Origin of the sequence: Chryseobacterium sp. JAH (genome assembly GCF_001507335.1) — a bacterium.
Taxonomy (GTDB): domain Bacteria; phylum Bacteroidota; class Bacteroidia; order Flavobacteriales; family Weeksellaceae; genus Chryseobacterium.
In genome coordinates this window covers 709,935-726,794 of sequence record NZ_LMAH01000001.1, presented here as the reverse complement: position 1 = coordinate 726,794, position 16,860 = coordinate 709,935, and the positions used below count along the sequence as shown (strand labels likewise).

General features: G+C 34.9%; 15 protein-coding genes. 13 read left to right on the top strand and 2 right to left on the bottom strand.

The window, feature by feature from the left end; genetic code table 11:
* Positions 1–49: 49 nt before the first annotated feature.
* The 8 genes from AR685_RS03400 (at position 50) to AR685_RS03365 (ending at position 6,182) form a co-directional block, all read left to right on the top strand.
* Positions 50–526 carry a hypothetical protein gene (locus AR685_RS03400; RefSeq protein ID WP_059123711.1) on the top strand — a complete coding sequence of 159 codons (477 nt, stop codon included), beginning with the start codon at positions 50–52 and terminating at the stop codon, positions 524–526.
* 73 nt (positions 527–599) lie between these two features.
* On the top strand, positions 600–2,213 hold the full coding sequence (locus AR685_RS03395; protein ID WP_059123710.1) for a Na+/H+ antiporter: 1,614 nt from the start codon (positions 600–602) through the stop codon (positions 2,211–2,213).
* A gap of 26 nt (positions 2,214–2,239) precedes the next feature.
* On the top strand, positions 2,240–2,665 hold the full coding sequence (locus AR685_RS03390) for an SRPBCC domain-containing protein (RefSeq protein WP_047446056.1): 426 nt from the start codon (positions 2,240–2,242) through the stop codon (positions 2,663–2,665).
* Complete coding sequence (locus AR685_RS03385) at positions 2,665–3,048, top strand: VOC family protein (RefSeq protein ID WP_185113232.1); 384 nt, start codon at positions 2,665–2,667, stop codon at positions 3,046–3,048. Before AR685_RS03390 ends, AR685_RS03385 begins: the two co-directional genes overlap by 1 nt.
* 37 nt (positions 3,049–3,085) lie before the next feature.
* Positions 3,086–4,111, top strand: coding sequence for a glutaminyl-peptide cyclotransferase (locus AR685_RS03380; protein WP_059123709.1), 1,026 nt, complete (start codon positions 3,086–3,088; stop codon positions 4,109–4,111).
* A 79-nt stretch (positions 4,112–4,190) separates the two neighbouring features.
* A complete protein-coding gene (locus AR685_RS03375; protein WP_059123776.1) occupies positions 4,191–5,096 on the top strand; it encodes a hypothetical protein in 906 nt (301 codons plus the stop codon).
* A gap of 38 nt (positions 5,097–5,134) precedes the next feature.
* Positions 5,135–5,749, top strand: coding sequence for a deoxynucleoside kinase (locus tag AR685_RS03370; RefSeq protein ID WP_047446061.1), 615 nt, complete (start codon positions 5,135–5,137; stop codon positions 5,747–5,749).
* Between the two features lie 82 nt (positions 5,750–5,831).
* A complete protein-coding gene (locus tag AR685_RS03365; RefSeq protein ID WP_047446063.1) occupies positions 5,832–6,182 on the top strand; it encodes an ArsC/Spx/MgsR family protein in 351 nt (116 codons plus the stop codon).
* Between the two features lie 50 nt (positions 6,183–6,232).
* On the opposite strand, the gene AR685_RS03360 is transcribed toward AR685_RS03365, so the two are convergent.
* Together AR685_RS03360 and AR685_RS03355 are read right to left on the bottom strand one after the other, a co-directional pair.
* A complete protein-coding gene (locus AR685_RS03360; protein WP_047446065.1) occupies positions 6,233–6,538 on the bottom strand; it encodes a DUF493 family protein in 306 nt (101 codons plus the stop codon).
* A gap of 38 nt (positions 6,539–6,576) precedes the next feature.
* Positions 6,577–7,260 carry a DUF4197 family protein gene (locus tag AR685_RS03355; protein ID WP_047446067.1) on the bottom strand — a complete coding sequence of 228 codons (684 nt, stop codon included), beginning with the start codon at positions 7,258–7,260 and terminating at the stop codon, positions 6,577–6,579.
* Positions 7,261–7,693: 433 nt separating this feature from the next.
* Here AR685_RS03355 and AR685_RS03350 point away from each other — a divergent pair, with 433 nt between their 5' ends.
* From AR685_RS03350 to bglX, 5 genes are all read left to right on the top strand, one after another.
* On the top strand, positions 7,694–10,510 hold the full coding sequence (locus AR685_RS03350) for a SusC/RagA family TonB-linked outer membrane protein (protein ID WP_059123708.1): 2,817 nt from the start codon (positions 7,694–7,696) through the stop codon (positions 10,508–10,510).
* Between the two features lie 10 nt (positions 10,511–10,520).
* Entirely contained in the window at positions 10,521–11,939 is a 1,419-nt protein-coding gene (locus AR685_RS03345; protein WP_059123707.1) for a RagB/SusD family nutrient uptake outer membrane protein, read from the top strand.
* A gap of 81 nt (positions 11,940–12,020) precedes the next feature.
* Positions 12,021–13,397 (top strand): glucoamylase family protein, encoded by a 1,377-nt coding sequence (locus AR685_RS03340; protein ID WP_059123706.1) that lies wholly within the window; start codon positions 12,021–12,023, stop codon positions 13,395–13,397.
* Between the two features lie 254 nt (positions 13,398–13,651).
* Positions 13,652–14,359, top strand: coding sequence for a prolyl oligopeptidase family serine peptidase (locus AR685_RS03335; RefSeq protein WP_059123705.1), 708 nt, complete (start codon positions 13,652–13,654; stop codon positions 14,357–14,359).
* A gap of 99 nt (positions 14,360–14,458) precedes the next feature.
* Positions 14,459–16,786 carry a beta-glucosidase BglX gene (gene bglX, locus AR685_RS03330; protein ID WP_059123704.1) on the top strand — a complete coding sequence of 776 codons (2,328 nt, stop codon included), beginning with the start codon at positions 14,459–14,461 and terminating at the stop codon, positions 16,784–16,786.
* Positions 16,787–16,860 lie beyond the last annotated feature (74 nt).

The window sequence follows — 16,860 nt, the reverse complement described above, 5'->3', positions numbered from 1 at the left end:
TAGCGAAATTTAATAAAATTCATGGTTTTAATTTATTAATCAAAATATTATGGAAGATTTTTATTTAAGTAAAAAACTTGATAACGATCAAATTATAAATACATTGTCCGAAGTTTTTTCTGATCTGACAGTTTTTTATTGTGATTTAAATAATGACCAACCGGAAAAATTAAATTTAGATAATCCAAATCATATTATTTTTAACACGCAAGAAGATTTTGGAATTCAAGAATTTAGTTTTGTCATATCAATATACAGAACTCCTGATACTTACCATGAACAAAGACAGCTTTATTTGGGTAAAATATTTTCAGATAAATATAAAATCAGAACGTTAGTACCATTTACAAAACCTGATGAACCGAATGAGCCATATTATGATATTGTTTTTGAAAATGGAAAAACATATCTAACTGATGATAGTGATATAGATTTTTCAAATAAAACCGGAGTGATTAAAATTCTCAAAGAATATGATTTACCTGTTATTAAATTTGATGAAAAAGCGGAATTTATAGATCACTGATTTAGATCAAGCACAGAAACACAAAGCGAAAAATTATTACTTAGAATTAAATAAAAATATTTAAAAAATTAATATGATTCACACATACGTCATTATATCCATTGCAGTTTTACTTTCTGTAATGATATTGGTAATGATTGGTCAAAAGCTCAAAGTGGCATATCCGATTTTCCTTGTGATTGCCGGATTGATTATCAGTCTCGTTCCGGGAATGCCGCATATAGAGATCGAGCCGGATTTGGTTTTCCTGATTTTCCTTCCGCCTATTTTGTTTGAAGCGGCCTGGTTTACTTCCTGGCAGGATTTTCATAAATGGAGAAAGCAGATTTTTTCAATGGCTTTCGGATTGGTTTTTCTGACCTCGATTGTAGTTGCTTACCTTTCTTCATCAATAATTCCGGGACTTACCGTGGCAATGGGATTTTTGTTGGGTGGAGTCAATTCTCCGCCGGATGCTGTTGCTGCAACTTCGGTTTTAAAACACATGAAAATTCCAAAGAAAATAACAAGTATTTTGGAAGGCGAAAGCTTAATCAACGATGCATCAAGTTTAATTGTATTTAAATTTGCTTTGGCGGCAGTTATTTCCGGACAGTTTATCTGGAGAGAAGCAATCGGTGATTTCTTCAGCATGGCAGTTGGCGGAATCGCAATCGGTGTTGCTGTCGGATTGCTTTTCGGATTCTTTTTAAGACTGATTCCTTCCAATTCAAATATTGATACAGTCATTACACTTATCGTTCCTTATATTTTGTATGTTGGTGCAGAACATTTTCATTTTTCGGGTGTTTTGGCGGTCGTTGCAGGTGGATTGTTGATGTCTTACAATTCGCATTGTTACTTGAGTCACACTTCGAGAATTCAGTCAGGAAACGTTTGGAGCGTCTTGATTTTCGTGATGAATACAATAATCTTTATTTTAATCGGCTTAGAATTACCTGTTGTTGTAGCAGCAATGAAAGATTACACCATTTCAGAAGGTATTTTTTACAGTATCGTCATTGGTGGCGCAATTATTTTGACAAGATTGTTGTATAGTTATTCCATCATGTATTTTCCTTGGTTTTTGTCTAAAAAGTTAAGATCTGAAAATCCGAAACCCGATTGGCGGGAACCGTTTATCATCAGTTTTGCAGCAATGCGTGGGGTGGTTTCATTAGCTGCGGCACTATCAATTCCCGCATTTTTACCAAACGGAGATGCTTTTCCACACCGTAATATTATTTTATTTGTGACTTTTGTGATTATTTTGATAACTTTAGTCGGGCAGGGTCTAATGTTGACTCCGATCCTGAAACTTCTGAAAATAGATGATGCCGGAAGCGATTTACCCGAAGAAAAACAGGAAGTCATTCTGATGAGAAAACTGAAAGAGACGGCTTTAAATAAGTTAGAATCTGACTTTTCTGAATTGGCAGTTACCAACAGCATGGTTCGTCATCAGAAACACAGACTAGAAAATGAAATGTTGATGATGGCAGACAAGTCACAGTGTATGGCTTCTACAGGAGACTATGTCACCGCTATGAATGAAAATAAAGATGTTGTAAGACAACTAATACAGGCGCAAAGAAATGAACTACACCGGATGAAACGTGAGAAAATATTTGACGATCACGTCATGAGAAGCATCGAGATGCAGCTTGATTTTGATGAAGCTAAAATTACAGGATTTGCGCACAGTTAGCTTTATGTAAATTTTAAAAATACAAAATGAAAACTCCAATTGTTGTCACAAAAAAGATCAATGCACCGATAGAAAAGGTTTGGAAAGCACTGGTAGATCAAAATGAAATGAGTTCGTGGTATTTTAATATTCCAGATTTTCACGCGGAAGTTGGAAGATCTTTTGATTTCTACGAACCGGGAGAAGAAAAAAAATATCTTCACAGAATCGAAATTCTAGAGATTATTGAGAATCAAAAATTGAGACATACGTGGTTTTATCCTTCATTTTCAGACCAGAAAACAACAGTAACCTGGGAACTTGAAACTGATGGAAACATGACTAAAGTGACACTGGTACACGAAGGAATAGAAAACCTAAGCGATTTGGGAGAAGGTTTTTCAATTGAAAATTTTACGCAGGGTTGGAATACAATCATTGGTCAAAGCCTGAAACTTTATCTCGAAAACTGATGATAAAATTCAATTCATTTTTTCCGGTAATCTGGACTGAGAATTTTGAGGAAACTATTGGGTTTTACATTCATATTTTAAAATTTGCATTGGTGGATGCAAATTCTGAGATGCAGTGGGCTTTTTTGCAAAAAGACAGTGTGAAAATGATGATTACAAAACCCAATGAGCACGAAAACTTTGATAAAATAGGTTTTTCGGGTTCATTCTATTTTAATGTAAATGACGTAAATGATCTTTGGCAAGACCTGAAAACAATTACCAAAATCTGTTACAAAATAGAAAACTTTGAGTGGGGAATGAGAGAATTTGCGATCTATGATAACAACGGTTATATTTTGCAATTTGGTCAACCCACAGCCGAAATTAGTAAAGAGGAATAAAATTTGCTATTTTTGGGGAAATATTTTAGAAATAATAATGAAAAATAAAATAATAACAGGTTTTGCAGCACTTCTGTTGTTCGTATCTTGTAGTAATGACGAAAAAATACTTAATTCTTTGGCTGATTACAACAATTCTATGGAAACCAAAGGGTATCATTTCGGTGACAAATTGGATCTTCCTAAGGATGTTTTAGATAATGCAGAAAGTATTTCAATCAGTTTTGGAGACAAAGAAACGTCAAGTCTTACCATAGATTCTAAATATTTTACGTTAGGCGATAATGCGGTTACTTTTACTATTAAAACGAAGGGCGGAGAGATTTTAAATCAAGATGCAACAATCAACGTTTTTGCAAAAAATCCTGAAGTGAAAATGGGTTATACTCTTGTGGCAGAATATCCTCATGATCCTAATAGTTTCACAGAAGGTTTTTATATGGAAGGAAATACAGTTTACGAAAGTGTGGGACTTGATGGTGCTTCTAAATTTATGAAATATGATCTTGGTAGTGAATCTGTAATAAAAGAAGCAAAACAACCGGATACCATTTTTTCTGAAGGAATTTCAAGCCTAGGCAATAAAATTTATCAGTTGACTTACAAAGCGAAAAAAGGTTTTATTTATGACAAAAATTCTTTTGAGCTTATTGGTGAGTTTCCTTATCCCAATGTAATCGGTGAAGGTTGGGGGATGACAACCGACGGAAAATATCTGATGGTTTCAGACGGAACTAAAAATATTTACTTCCTAAATCCGAATGATCCCTCAAAAATGGAAAAGTTTATTTCGGTGGCGGGAAATTCTGAAGTTTATGACCAGATCAATGAATTGGAATATCATAAAGGGTTTATCTACTCAAATGTCTGGCATAAAAATATAATTCTTAAAATAAATCCTGCAAATGGTGAAGTTGTAGGCAAATTTGACCTATCTCAAATTGCAGATCAGTACACAAAAGCAAACAGCGAAAATGTACTTAACGGAATTGCTTTTAAGGGTGATAATATGGTGATCACAGGTAAAAACTGGCCGAAGATATATGAACTTACAATCAAATAATTTCGAACAGGTTTTAAAATAAAAAAAATGTAAATTGGTAGCGTTCCCACGGAGCGCTATCGTTGGTAAAATAGATTTTTTGAAAATTTTCACATTCTTATTTGTTTTTATGATCTGTTCACTTTCTGCGCAGAGAGTTCTTCCTTTTGATACGTTGAGAATCAAAGAGGTGAGAGACTTGTTTGCGGATGATTATGGAAATATTTATCTCTATAAAAACAAAGATTTCAGTTTTACGAAGTATGATTCGCTGGGCAGGCAACTGGGTAAGTTAATGTTTACTGTTCCTTTTAAAGTTCAGGGAGTGCAGAACCCTTTGAGTATTGCCCTTTTTTCTGAAAATGCTCAGGAAATGAAATTTGTAGATCAGAATTTAAATGAAATACAAAAGATAGATTTTAAACAGAAATTCACGTACATCAAACATGCGTATGCTGAAGATTTGCAACAGATCTGGCTGCTCGATGAAAGTACTAAACGTCTGCTGCAATATAATTTCAGGAATGATACCACTATCAATTCATACCCATTTGACGCAAGTTTTGATGATTTGATTGATCTTTTGGTTTTTGAAAACAAAGTTTATGTTTTAACCAAAAATCAGTTTAGGATTTATAACCTGAAATTTGAAAAACTTTACGAAACTCCTGTAGAAAACGGAAAGCGCTTGAGGAGGGAAAACGAATTTGTTTTAATCATAGGAAAAAATTCGGTTTTTAAATATATTCCCGAGAAAGAACTCATCAAAATTTTCGAAGATCCAGATGTTCAAATTGTGGAAAAAAACTCCCTTGCATATTTTGAAATCAAAGGCAACAACCTTTATCTTTACAACCTCGAAAATACCAGAGATTCTGAAAAATCCACAGTGATTGAAAGTCCTCAAAATGACACTGAGAAAACTGTAGAAGAATTGATGAAAGAAAAGTCTGAAAAACCCGATATGCTGAAGCTTTTAGACGAGATTCAGAATCTTGGTTTTTAGAATCCATGATGTTTAAAAAATAATACAGAAGACAAAGTATGCACATTGCAGTTACCGGAAATATTGGAGCAGGAAAAACGACCTTAACGACGATGTTGGCAAAACATTACGGTTGGGATGCACAGTTTGAAGATGTAGATCACAACCCTTATTTGGAAGATTTTTACGCAGACATGAGTAAGTGGAGTTTTGCACTTCAGATTTACTTTTTGGGAAGCAGATTTCGTCAGGTAAAAGAAATCAGAGACAGCGGAAAAAATATTATTCAGGATCGTACGATTTATGAAGATGCTCATATTTTTGCGGAAAACCTAAATGATATGAAGCTATTGTCAGACAGAGATTATAAAAATTATGCTTCTCTATTTGATTTGATGAAAACTTTCGTGTCGGCTCCTGATTTATTGATTTATCTCAAATCTGATGTTCCTAATCTCGTAAAGAAAATTTACAAAAGAGGTAGAGAATATGAAGCGTCAATCAGTATCGAATATCTGTCTAAACTGAATCAGAAATACGAAAAATGGATTTCCAATTATACCGAGGGTAAACTTCTTATTATTGAAGTTGATGATCTAGATTTTGTAGAAAAACCTGAAGATTTCGGATTGATTTTAGAGAAGATTGAAACAGAACTAAACGGATTGTTTTAATCTTAGTTAAAAAAAATAATCCCATTGCGTTTTGGTTCTAAAATTGTTTTAGACTCACGAGACAAAATTAAATATAAATATAATGTTGGTAAAAGTTCTGCATAACGGAAACTGCTCAAAATCAAATGCCGTCTTAGAGTATCTGGACGAAAACGGAGTGCCGTTTGAAATCATCAACATCATGGAAGATCCTTTGACTGTTTTAGAACTGAAAACGGTTTTAAAAAAGCTTAATGAAGATGTTTTTCATATCATCAGAAAAGAAGAGAAGCTCTATTTGGAAAAGTACGCAGGGAAAAATTATAGTAATGATGAATGGCTGCAGATTTTATCAGAAAATCCTTCGTTAATTCAAAGACCGATTCTTATTAAAGGTTCCGTGGCAATGCTTGGAAGACCTGTAGAAAATGTAAAATTCTTTATAGAACAGTAATCTTAATAATTAAAAATAAAAAAAGTCAGCAATCGCTGACTTTTTTATTTCTATAATAAGATGACACCTTCTATGGTGGCAACTTCTTTGTAGATTCTTACTACCTGATCTGCATCCAGTACGAACGCATTGATATTGCAGGCAGTATATTTTCCGTTTTTACTCTCGCGGTTGCCCAATGTAAATTTGATTCCGTCAAAAACTTTATATATTTCTGTAAGCTTTGCCTCATCGGTCGGAATGATAAATTTAAAAAGATAATCCTCAGGAAAATCGTGATGATCTTCAAGTTTTTCTTTTAATGAAATGTAAAATTCTTCAGGATTAGCGTGCTGATTTCCTTGTAATATGTCCATTATTGCTACTTATTTATATAAATATAATGAAAAAATAATTATTTTCCAAGTGGTCCTAAAAGTGATGCAGAATTCTGCTTTTCATGATCTTCAATAATATTGAATAAACCATTGACAATCTGTTCTGAAGCCAACATACTCAAGCCACCAGCATTGACGTTGCTGTTGCTATTTCCACTACCCAAAAGACTTCCCAAAAGATTGCTTCCTGATAGAGCGGTATTGATTGTTTTTACAATTCCATATTTATTCAGTTCCTGCTCCACCTTCGGGGCGATCGCTGCAACAAGCTGCTGAGAAGTTTTCTCTTTTAAAATTAAAGTGGCTGTTCCTTTTTCTCCCTGAATAATTCTCGTTACATCCTGTGCATTCAAACTGTTTACAGCATTTTCTAAAATTGGTCTTGAGATATTCACTGTGTAAACCGCAGCATCAGCAATATATTCTCTTTCTTTAGCAACAAGCGAAGGCGCTATTTTCTCTAAAGTGGTATTAATATCACGTAATTGTTTTGGCAAGGCCTTATCTACGAGATTATTCTGCAGAAATGCTTCCTTATTACCATATATACTCATTCCTTTATTTATGCCTCCCAGCAAAACTCTTTTAATTACTGCCAGGCCCAGATCTGAGGTCGCGAGTGTAGAGCATGAGTTTAAGCTTGTAGTGATCACTGCGCCGGTTCCTAAAACCAATGCAATGGCTATGATATATTTTTTCATTTTCAATTTTTTTTAACCTTGTCAAATACTGCACCAAAGGTAAAGACAATTGTGTGTTTAACAAAAATTTACAACAATATTATGCAATCTCTGAAATTTTATTTTTTAAAGCTCCTGTCAATTTTTAGTCAACAAGATTGAGAATGTATGAAAATGAGACATTAAAACAGTTTTTCGGTGGGTATTTCAGTAAAATAAGGCTTTGCTTCAATGTGAAATATTCATTTATATTAAAATATTGTATTGTAGAATTTATTAAAATTTAGTTTTTTTTAAGATATTTCATATTTTAATACGTTGTTAATAAATTATTTAACTAAATTTAACATCATCTGATATTTTTTATATTTTTGAACAAAGTCTTCTTTTGAGAAAATATCTTTCCATTAAAAGATTTAACACATTTGATTTGTACAAGATAAAATTAAACTATATGAAACAAACTAATTTAAAGTATTCTTGTCTTATTGCTGTTCTCTACTTCGGTATGAACGTCAATGGACAGGTGACTCCTCAAGACACTCTTCCAAAAGAACAGAAGATAGAGGAGGTTGTAATGATTGGATATGGCTCTCAGAAAAAGGAAAATGTTACTGGAAGCATAGGGCTGGTTACAGCTAAAGATCTTGCTGATAAACCAAATTCAAATCCACTAAGTTCTATCCAAGGTAAATTGGCAGGGGTCAATGTAATTACTTCTGGTACACCCGGTGGATCGCCTCGAGTAGATATTAGAGGAATTGGCTCATTATCAGGAAATACAGTATTTATTGTTGATGGAATGTTAACGGAAGATATATCTTTTCTGAATCCACAAGATATAGAATCGATGAGTATTTTAAAAGATCCGTCTAGCTTAGCAATCTATGGTGCAAAAGCTGCTAACGGAGCGGTGATTATAAAAACTAAAACAGGAAAAGGAAAACCTATTTTCAATGTTAATTCCTATTTAGGAATTAAAACGGTTACTAACATTCCTGAAATGGTATATGCAGATCAATATATTGAGTTATATAACGAAAAATTAAGGAATGATAAAGTAACCGATCCGACTCAATTTATAACAAAAGCACAATATCCAGGTTCTACTGATTGGTTTAAAGAAATTTTTCGCACAAGCATTATCAATTCTAATGATTTTTCTGCATCGGGAAGTTTAGGTAAATTAAATTATTATGGTAGTATTGGTTATCTTCAAGATGAAGGTAATTTAGATGCTGGGAGGGAAATCAATTCGGGAAGTGGATTCAATAGATTCAATACAAAATTAAATCTGAGCTATAAGATCACTGATAATATTACAATTGGAGATAATTTCTCATTTTCTAAAACACGAACTGACGTTTCAAAAAACCCCTTGTTAGATGCTCGAAATGCACCTCCAGCTTATGATGTAATCAATCCAGCTACTGGAAGTTATCAAAATATTACACTAGTTAACGTGGCTAATCCAAGAGCACAATTAGATTTATATCGTTCTCAAGTACGACAAGAAAGATTACTTAATAATGTATGGGCGGAAGTGAAGTTTTTGAATGATTTTACTTTTAGAACTAGTTATACAAATGATAACTATAGTCCAACTCAATATGAGTATACGCCAACATTTTTTTATGCACCAGTTTCTAATCAAAAAGATCCAGTTTTAATTACTAGATCAAATAGATATAGAAATTATGTATGGGATAATACTATAAATTGGAAAAAAAGTTTAGGTAATCATAACTTAGATTTGTTGGCAGGTTTTACTAGAATTAGAGATTCTAGATCTGAAGAATATTCATCCGCAAACAATGTAATGTATGACGGAACAAATGCATCCTTAAATATTGCAAATGGAACTGATATTTTGTACTATAATGATACTAGAACTAATCCAGATGTGAATCAAGACCAAAAACGTATAGAATCTTTTTTTGGAAGGATTAATTATGATTTCGCAGGAAAATATCTTTTAAATGCGTCAGTTCGTAGAGATGCGACATCACAAATTTCTGTTGATAGATATAAAACTTTTCCAGCTGTAAGTGTAGGATGGGTTGTTTCTAAAGAAGGTTTTATGAGTGAGCAAAATGTTTTCAATCTACTAAAATTTAGAGCGAGTTGGGGTATGTTAGGAAATCCAAATGTTGGAAGAGCGTTTACTCAGAATGTAACTATTATCGGTGGTGGTGCTTACTATGGTAATAATGGCTATCCGGCAGCAACTATTGATACGGTTATAGATCCTACAATTGGTTGGGAAACGACGACAGGTAAAGATTTTGGTTTAGAAATGGCATTCCTCAATAATAAATTAAAAATTGAAGCTACTTATTACGATAAAGATTCGAAAGATGTAGTTTATGGAATTTTTCAAGGAACTATTTCTGGAGCTAGTAATTATAGAAATTTTGTTACAAACGCCTATTCTTTTAATAATAAAGGTTTTGAGGTTTCTGTAAATTATAATAAGGATATAACCGAAAATATAAAACTTGGAGTTTATGGTAATTTTACATCACTCAAAAACAGAATCACAGATGTATATGGAGGGTCCTTTTTAGAAACTGGAGCAAGCTTGTTTAATAATTCTATTATAAGGTTACAGACAGGACAGGCAGTTGGCTCTTATTATGGTTATCAAGTTGCTGGTGTTTTCCAGACTGATGCAGAAGCGGCAGCGTCAGGGCAAACTGATGCAAAAGCAGGCTGGTTCAAATTTGCAGATTTGGATGCAAATGGTGTAATTGATACTAGAGACAAGACTTTCTTAGGGAGTCCGATACCTAAAGGATCTTATGGTTTTGGAATTAATTTAAACGTATATTCAATTGATTTTGGAATTGATTTTCAAGGGGTATTTGGAAATAAAATCTATAACTATAATCGTGAACAGCGTTATGGAAACGAAAGCTGGGATTTAGATATGTATAATAATAGATGGAATGGAGCTGGTACATCAAATACTAATGCTATGATTACTTCAAATCAAGCAGTTATTTTACCTAATAGTTTTTATGTAGAAGATGGTAGCTATATCAGAATCAGAAATATTCAAGTTGGTTACAGTCTGCCTAAAGCACTTGCAGAAGCATTATCGGTTAAAAAATTAAGAATATATCTAAGTGCTCAAAATCCTTGGACAAGTTTTAAATATAATGGGTTCTCACCAGAAATTTTAAATACAGACAGGGTGCAAATGGGAGTTGATAATAATATCTATCCTATCTCTGCTATCTATACAATGGGTATGAATTTAACATTTTAATTAAAAAATCATGAAAAAAATATTTTTAACTCTTTCTATATTTTCATTAGTTACAAGTTGTAGTGATGACTTTGTAGATATAAAACAAGAAGGTGTAACCGTGGGGACAGATTTCTTCCAAACAGAAAATGATGCCATGCGAGCTACAAATGCAATATATAGTTTTCTTAGAAGTTGGGAAAATACAGGTTTTCCAGCTCAAAATATTCTAGGAGTAACAGGTGATGATGTAGTAAAGGGATCTAATCCAGGAGATGCATCATTTATTAATGATTTTGATCAATTTAAATATAACTTAAGCACAGATGGTGTAAATGGTTATTGGATTGGTCAATGGCAGGCAGTAAATAGAACCAACCAAGTAATTACAAAAGTTCCAAGCATAGAAATGGATGCTACACTTAGAAATAGATTAGTTGCTGAAGCAAAAATGCTAAGAGCTTATTTTTATTTTAATCTTGTAAGGGTTTATGGTGGTGTACCAATCTTTGATGGATTACAAACCAATTATAATATTCCGAGAAATTCTGCATCTGAAGTTTATAAATTTATTGTTAAAGATCTTATTGAAGCTTCATCGGTTTTACCTCAAACATATTCCGCCGCAGATTTAGGAAGAGTGACGCAGGGAGCTGCTTTAGGTTTACTTTCAAAGGTATATTTATATATGAAAGATTATCAAAAAGCTTATGATACATCAAATTTAGTTATTGGAATGGGTTATAGCTTAGATCCTGATTTCAATCATTTATTTAGACCGGCAGGTGAATTTGGTTCAGAATCTGTTTTTGAAGTGAATTGTGGCTGTTCGGCAGAATTTGGAGGTAGTCAATATGCAGAAGTACAAGGTGTTAGGAATCAATATGGTTGGGGGTTTTTTACACCATCACCAGCTTTGGAAAGTGCTTTTGAGCCTGGAGATATTAGGAAAGAATTAACGATCCTTCGTAATGGTGAAACAACTATTGAAGGTGATCTAATTGCTAAAGGAGATCCACAATCTGTTGACACTTATAATCAAAAAGTCTATGTACCATCTTCACTAAACAATTCTGCTTGTGGATACGGATCTATACAGAATCTAAGAATTCTTAGATTTGCAGATATTCTATTAATAAATGCAGAAGCAGCAAATGAATTAGGAAATACAGCTGTCGCAATTACAAATGTAAATAAAGTAAGAAATAGGGCGTCATTACCAAACACAACAGCATCTACTCAGGGTACACTAAGACCAGCTATTTGGCAGGAAAGAAGAGTGGAATTAGCTATGGAAATGGATAGGTTTTTAGATCTTGTGAGAACTGGGCAAGCAGTAACTTTCCTGGGGCCATTAGGTTTCACGGCTGGTAAAAACGAATTATTTCCTATACCTTTAAATGCAATTAATGACAGTAATAATATACTGACCCAGAACCCTGGTTACTAAGAGTTTTTATAAATAAAAATAACCAAAGTTTAACTTTGGTTATTTTTTTAACTAATTTTTTATTTTTAAATTGAAACTTATATGAAATCAAATATAATATCAATTTTGTCTTTTTCAGTATTAACTTTTAGTTGTACCACAACTTCATCGACCGCTCAAAACAAAGCTGTTGCGAGTAAGATTTCAGACGAGCAATTACTAGATAAAGTACAAAAAGATGCCTTAAAATACTTCTGGGATTACGCAGAACCTAATTCAAAGTTAGGTAGAGAGCGTTATCATGAAGACAATATTTATCCGGATAATGACAAACACGTCATTACCACCGGTGGTTCAGGATTTGGTTTAGCAACTATTTTAGTGGGTGTGGAAAGAGGCTTCATTTCACGAAAAGAGGCAGTGAAAAGATTGAACACGATGATGGATTTCCTTGCAAAAGCGGATCGTCATAAAGGAGCCTGGTCACATTGGATCAATGGAGAAACTAGGAAAACGGTTCCGTTTGGTAAGAAAGATAATGGTGGAGATTTAGTAGAAACTGCTTTTTTGACAACAGGAATTATTCAGGTTCGTGAATATTTCAAAAACGGAAATACCGAAGAAAAAGCTTTAGCAAAAAAGTGCGATGAGCTTTGGAAAGGAATTCAGTGGAACTGGTACACTAAAGGAGGAGAAAAAGTTTTATATTGGCATTGGTCACCCGACTACCAATGGGAAATGAATTTTCCGCTTCAGGGTTATAATGAATGTTTGATCACCTACATTCTGGCTGCTTCGTCGCCGACGTATTCCATCGATGCCGAAACCTATTACAAAGGCTGGACGAGAAATGGAACTTACCTTTCAGACAAAGAAAAATACGGAGTTCCTATGTATGTAAAGCACAACGGAGCCGAAGAATATGGAGGTCCCTTGTTTTGGGCACACTATTCTTACATCGGTTTAGATCCTACCGATTTATCAGATAAATTAATCAAAAATTACTTCGATTTAAATAAAAATCAGGTACTTATTGACTACAAATATTGTGTAGAAAACCCAAAACATTGGAAAGGCTATGGCGAGAACTACTGGGGATTAACGGCAAGCTACTCAAGGAACAAAGATGGCGGAGTAGGGTATGACGCGCATTTTCCACAAAATGACCACGGTGTCATCACGCCGACGGCTGCTTTGAGCAGTTTCCCATATACGCCAAAAGAATCTATGGACTTTCTAAGATTTATGTATACTAAAAAGCCAGAATTTATCGGTTCTGCAGGTCCTTACGATGCGACATCGATACATTACGACAACTGGACAACTCCAAGGTACCTAGCCATCGATCAGGGAACAATTGCTCCGATGATTGAAAATTACCGCACCGGATTTTTATGGAAATTATTTATGAATGCACCGGAAATCAAGCAGGGACTGAAAAAATTAAGTTTCAAATCAGACAAGTATAGCATAAAATAAGTTTTATACAACAGTCATTAAACGGATGCTTTCTAGGAGCTTAATCCCGCTATCCGCTCTATCTTTTTTGTCATTGCAGACCGAGTGAGAAAATGCGTTGAACTTTTCGCAAGTGCAATAACAAAAAAGGATGCCGCTTCTATCGGGGCTAATTTAGATATTTTGTCCCTACAGAACGAGTTAATAGAGAATAGAATGCAATCCTCTTAAAAAGTGTCCAGCATCAAACGGCTTTAGCCAAAATCTAAAGAAATATGAGTTTAAAACTAAAACATCTCCCACTTTTTCTTCTTCCGCTTTCTCTGGGCTTAAACGCTCAGGAAATGAAAACTACTTTCAGCAAAGAGGTTAAACGAACAGAGAAAATATCCTACATTCTCGATTATCCTCAAAATGTAAAAGGAAAGGTTCCGTTAATCGTTTTTCTTCACGGCTCCGGAGAAAGAGGGAACGATCTTGAAAAAGTAAAAGCGCACAGTCCTTTTACCTATAAGAATTTAATAAAAGGACCTGTTGCGATTCTAGCGCCACAATGCCCTGAAAATACCTGGTGGGATACGGTGACGGTGTATCATCTGATCAGAGAAATTCAGTCAAAATACAAAATTGACGACTCCAGAATTTACCTTACCGGACTTTCAATGGGCGGTTGGGGAACATTAAAATTAGCAATGGAGCATCCCGAAATGTTTGCTGCAGTCGTTTCTGTATGTGCACCGACCGACCGAGTGATGTACGCCAACATTCATCAGTACAAAAATCTCAACATGAAGATTTTTCATGGTGGAATGGACGATGTCGTTTTACCTGAAAATGCTTTTAATTTTTATCAAAAACTTCATCCTATCAATCCATCAGCAGAATTGACGATTTTCCCGAATGACAATCATAATTCATGGGATTCTACCTATTCAAACCCAGCTTTGTACGAATGGATGTTGAATAAAAGAAAAGAGAAATAATTGATTTTAATTATTTAAACAAAATTCTTTTCAGATTTTAAAAGGAAGAATCAGCTATATTAAAACAATAAGAAAAATATAATTTAAGAAGATAGATATATGAGAAAGTTAATTGTAATCGCCACTTTGGCACTTGCGCCAATGTTTTCGGCACAGGAAATGGTCACGAAGCCGGTTCAGTCTTATCAGACGGCCCAATATCAGGCAAAGAAAAAAGCGTTTGTTGATGCGCTTTTAGCTAAAATGACCTTAGATGAAAAAATAGGACAATTAAATTTACCAAGTTCAGGCGATTTTACCACAGGTTTGGCAAAAAGTTCAGACATCGGAAAAAAAGTTGAACAGGGATTAGTCGGTGGATTGTTCAATATAAAAGGTGCTGAAAAAATTAAAGCCGTTCAGAAAGTTGCGGTAGAAAACAGCCGTTTGAAAATTCCTTTGATTTTCGGAATGGATGTTATCCACGGTTATGAAACAACATTCCCGATTCCGTTAGGATTAGCGGCTTCTTGGGATATGAATTTGGTTCAGCAGTCTGCAAGAATTGCGGCAAGAGAAGCTGCAGCAGACGGAATTAACTGGACGTTTTCACCAATGGTAGATATTTCCAGAGAACCTAGATGGGGAAGGGTTTCCGAGGGTTCGGGTGAAGACCCATATTTAGGAAGTGAAATTTCTAAAAACATGGTGTACGGTTACCAAGGGAAAGACTTAGCCAACGGAACGAATATTTTAGCGTGTGTAAAGCACTTTGCATTATACGGCGCTGGTGAAGCGGGTAGAGATTATAATACCGTTGATATGAGTCATGTGAGAATGTTCAATGAGTATTTTCCACCTTACAAAGCAGCTGTTGATGCAGGTGTTGCTTCGGTAATGGCTTCTTTCAACGAAGTTGACGGAGTTCCGGCAACCGGAAACAGATGGCTGCAGACCGAAGTATTGAGAAATCAATGGAAATTCAAAGGTTTCGTGGTGACAGATTATACCGGAATCAACGAAATGGTCGACCATGGAATGGGAGATCTTCAGCAGGTTTCAGCCTTGGCTTTAAAAGCGGGTGTTGATATGGACATGGTAGGCGAAGGATTTTTAACCACATTAAAAAAATCTTTGGCTGAAGGAAAAGTGACTCAGGCTGAAATCGATATGGCAACAAAAAGAATTTTGGAAGCAAAATACGATTTAGGCCTATTTGATAATCCTTACAAACATGGTGATGTAAAACTGGCGGCCAAAGAAGTATACAGTATGGAAAACCGTAACATTGCCAGAAGCGCAGCAGCTCAGTCTATGGTTTTAATGAAAAATGAAAATCAGGTATTGCCATTGAAAAAGTCAGGAACGGTAGCGGTGATCGGCCCATTGGTGAACAACTCAATGAATATGCCGGGAACATGGAGTGTTGCTTCGAAACATGCCAATGCGATTAATTTGATGCAGGGTCTTCAGGCAAACTTCGGAAAAGAAGTGAAATTTATTTCTGCAAAAGGTGCGAATATTGATTACGATGCTAAACTCGAAGAAATCTACGCAGCGCACGGAAAGAAAACCGACAGAGACAACCGTTCGAAAGAAGCTTTATTGAAAGAAGCGGTTGATGTTGCGAATAAAGCGGATGTTATCGTTTTGGCCATTGGAGAATCTGCTGAAATGAGCGGAGAATCTTCTTCAAGAACTGAAATTACCATTCCTCAGTCTCAGGTAGATTTATTGAATGAATTGAAAAAAACCGGAAAACCAATTGCGATGATTCTTTTCACAGGCCGTCCGCTGGCTCTTACAAATGTAAAAGACACTCCAGATGCAATTCTTAATGTTTGGTTCCCGGGTTCAGAAGCAGGAAGCGCTATTTCTGATGTTCTTTTCGGAAAAGTAAACCCTTCAGGAAAACTTCCGATGACTTTCCCGAGAAGTTTAGGTCAGGTTCCGATCTATTACAATGCTAAAAATACAGGCCGACCACTAGACCAGAAATTGGTTGATAAGTGCGAATACCAGAGATTCCGTTCTAATTATATGGATGAATGTAACACACCGTTGTATCCATTTGGTTACGGTTTAAGTTATACTAAATTCAACTATTCAGACGTGACCGTTTCTAATGCGAATCCCAAAGGAAATCAGACCATTCAGGCTTCGGTAACAGTGACTAATTCTGGAAATTATGACGGAGCCGAAGTGGTTCAGCTATACATTAGAGATTGGGTAGGAACCATCACAAGACCTGTGAAAGAACTGAAAGGATTCCAAAAAGTAATGCTGAAAAAAGGTGAATCTAAAAAAGTAACTTTTGACATCACTCCGGAAAATCTTAAATTCTACAACGGAGATTTAAAATATGACTGGGAAGCAGGAGATTTTGACATCATGATCGGCACCAATTCCGAAGAGGTGAAACACTCAAAAATCAACTGGACAAAATAATTTATACACAAAGCCATTCGAAAGAGTGGCTTTTTTGTTATTGCGAGGCGTAAATCTTCACGGAAATCTCATTC

Coding starts and splice junctions, on each gene's coding strand:
- AR685_RS03340 (WP_059123706.1), top strand. CDS start 12,021: ATGAAATCAAATATAATATCAATTTTGTCTTTTTCAGTATTAACTTTT.
- AR685_RS03360 (WP_047446065.1), bottom strand. CDS start 6,538: ATGGACATATTACAAGGAAATCAGCACGCTAATCCTGAAGAATTTTAC.
- AR685_RS03395 (WP_059123710.1), top strand. CDS start 600: ATGATTCACACATACGTCATTATATCCATTGCAGTTTTACTTTCTGTA.
- AR685_RS03385 (WP_185113232.1), top strand. CDS start 2,665: ATGATAAAATTCAATTCATTTTTTCCGGTAATCTGGACTGAGAATTTT.
- AR685_RS03350 (WP_059123708.1), top strand. CDS start 7,694: ATGAAACAAACTAATTTAAAGTATTCTTGTCTTATTGCTGTTCTCTAC.
- bglX (WP_059123704.1), top strand. CDS start 14,459: ATGAGAAAGTTAATTGTAATCGCCACTTTGGCACTTGCGCCAATGTTT.
- AR685_RS03380 (WP_059123709.1), top strand. CDS start 3,086: ATGAAAAATAAAATAATAACAGGTTTTGCAGCACTTCTGTTGTTCGTA.
- AR685_RS03345 (WP_059123707.1), top strand. CDS start 10,521: ATGAAAAAAATATTTTTAACTCTTTCTATATTTTCATTAGTTACAAGT.
- AR685_RS03365 (WP_047446063.1), top strand. CDS start 5,832: ATGTTGGTAAAAGTTCTGCATAACGGAAACTGCTCAAAATCAAATGCC.
- AR685_RS03335 (WP_059123705.1), top strand. CDS start 13,652: ATGAGTTTAAAACTAAAACATCTCCCACTTTTTCTTCTTCCGCTTTCT.
- AR685_RS03390 (WP_047446056.1), top strand. CDS start 2,240: ATGAAAACTCCAATTGTTGTCACAAAAAAGATCAATGCACCGATAGAA.
- AR685_RS03370 (WP_047446061.1), top strand. CDS start 5,135: ATGCACATTGCAGTTACCGGAAATATTGGAGCAGGAAAAACGACCTTA.
- AR685_RS03355 (WP_047446067.1), bottom strand. CDS start 7,260: ATGAAAAAATATATCATAGCCATTGCATTGGTTTTAGGAACCGGCGCA.
- AR685_RS03400 (WP_059123711.1), top strand. CDS start 50: ATGGAAGATTTTTATTTAAGTAAAAAACTTGATAACGATCAAATTATA.